We start from the raw sequence: 1,864 nt of genomic DNA on the forward strand, positions 1-1,864 counted from the left end.
CCGGCGTGATCGGCTCCGGCGTGATCGGCTCCGGCTGCTTCTTCGATGGCGATGGCCGAATCGATGTGCGGCTCACCGACGACGAAGGCGACGGCACCGGCGAGCAACCCGGCGACGAGTCCGGCGAGCAGACCTCGCACCAGTAGTTGGACGAAGGTGCCCTGCAGCGTCGGGCCGTGGGTGTCGGTCAGTGGCATGGCAGGCCCAGCAGGTGGCGGCCGTCGTGCATCAACTCGTGCATGTACATGCCACTGCGGGAGATCGCGCCCTGATCGAAGCCGACGAGGTAGAGCACGACGAAGGCGAGCAGGATCGTTGCGGCGACGATGACGGCAAGGGCAGCCGACTCCGTCGTATTACTGGGTGCGTGAATGATTGCCATGGTGTGTCCTCCTGGGATATGCGTCCCGTAGTCCCCGCTCGAAGAACGGGGACGGCCATGCGATGAACGAGTTTTCTGACTCTCGAATTCGGACATCTGCCCGACGTCGATCACAGTGGCGCAACCGCTCCGGATTTTCACCGGATTACCTGCGTACATCGCGTCTAACCTGCGAACTGTGGCACCGAACGCGACGCTGTGTCAATCGCTGTCCTGACCTACTGCAGCTCGATGCCAGAATGACGCGGTGCCTGCGCCACAATGACACGGTGCCTGCGCCCGTGACCCGACTGATCCTGGTGAGCCACGCCAGAACCGCCGCGATGCGCACAGGCCGATTCCCCGGCGACGAACCACTCGACGACGCGGGGCTGCGCGACCTTGCTGCGGTGACCGATCTTCCCCGCGTCGACCGCGTCCTGTCCGGACCGGAAACCCGCTCGATCTCCACTGCCCGCATCTTCGGCTCGGACATCTCGGTGGAACCGGCGTTGGCCGACATCGACTACGGCCGGTGGTCCGGCCTCGAGATGACCGATCTGCCCGACGCCGACGCGCTGGCCTGGCTTGGCGATCCGGCGTTCGTTCCACCGGGTGGCGAATCCCTCGATGCGTTGTTCTCCCGCGTCGAGACGTGGCTGAGCACTGTCGGATCCACGCCAGGCCGCACGCTGGCGGTGACCTCTCCTGCCGTCGTCCGAGCCGTGGTGGTGCTGGTGTTGGCGGCCCCGGTGTCCTCGTTCTGGCGCATCGACGTCTTCCCGCTCACGCGCACATCGGTCAGCCGTCGAGGCGGCGCGTGGACTGTGGGCTCGACGGCTCAGAAGTTCGTCTGAATTTTTCTCGCGTCGAGGGAACCAAACCGAACACGGCGGCGTCCTACCTACCGACAGCGCAAAGTTCTTCGATCAGGGGGCGTGGCTCATGACCGTCATCAAGGTGGATCCGGTGGCACTGCAGCTCGCTGCCTCCGAGCTCGATGCGGTCGCCGCCCGCTTGCAAGCAGCTGTCACTGCGACGGCAATCCCCGTGCGGCCACTGCCGCCCGGCACCGACGAGGTCTCGCTGCTGACCGAGCGATTCTTCGGTACCGCGGCCGAGACCTTCGGACCTGCTGCAGCGCAGGGCATTTCGGAGTTGCACCGGGCGGCCGAGGAACTGCGGAAACAGGCCGCGGACTACGTGGCCACCGATGACGACACGGCCGGGGGCTTGCCCGGCCTACCCGGCATCTGACGCACCGAACTCGACGGCAGCAGAGAAAATGACACAACGCTCGAACATCATGGGGGCCAGAGGATGACGCTCGGAGTGACAGGCGTGGTGTGGCTGCCACGCACGGCGACGGGAAACTCGACGCGACTGCTCGGGCCAGGACCGGTGCCGTTGCATGTCGCCGGCGGGGCGTGGGGGTCGGTCGCCGCGGCGTTCACCGAGGCATCGGCGAGTATCGCCGCCGTCACCGCAGCTCTGACCGCAGGC

4 protein-coding genes and 1 riboswitch are annotated in these 1,864 nt (G+C 66.3%); of the genes, 2 read left to right on the forward strand and 2 right to left on the reverse strand.

Translation table 11 applies throughout. The features are described 5' to 3' along the window. Positions 1–197, reverse strand: a 197-nt coding sequence (locus RHBS_RS27420) for a CbtA family protein (RefSeq protein ID WP_187298671.1), incomplete at its 3' end; no start/stop codon positions are given. Then, positions 188–382, reverse strand: coding sequence for a CbtB domain-containing protein (locus tag RHBS_RS27425; RefSeq protein WP_032396459.1), 195 nt, complete (start codon positions 380–382; stop codon positions 188–190). The genes RHBS_RS27425 and RHBS_RS27420, both read right to left, overlap by 10 nt. Positions 383–453: 71 nt before the next feature. Next, a riboswitch (cobalamin riboswitch) is annotated at positions 454–529 on the reverse strand. Between the two features lie 134 nt (positions 530–663). Here RHBS_RS27425 and RHBS_RS27430 point away from each other — a divergent pair. Beyond that, the gene (locus RHBS_RS27430) at positions 664–1,218 is read left to right on the forward strand and encodes a histidine phosphatase family protein (protein WP_237669843.1); all 555 of its coding nucleotides are present in this window, start codon (positions 664–666) and stop codon (positions 1,216–1,218) included. An 88-nt stretch (positions 1,219–1,306) separates the two neighbouring features. Further along, the gene (locus tag RHBS_RS27435) at positions 1,307–1,618 is read left to right on the forward strand and encodes a PE family protein (protein WP_037186570.1); all 312 of its coding nucleotides are present in this window, start codon (positions 1,307–1,309) and stop codon (positions 1,616–1,618) included. The last annotated feature ends 246 nt before the right edge of the window (positions 1,619–1,864 follow it).

It is taken from the genome of Rhodococcus sp. BS-15, assembly GCF_000813105.1.
In the GTDB taxonomy this organism is placed as follows: Bacteria; Actinomycetota; Actinomycetes; order Mycobacteriales; family Mycobacteriaceae; genus Rhodococcoides.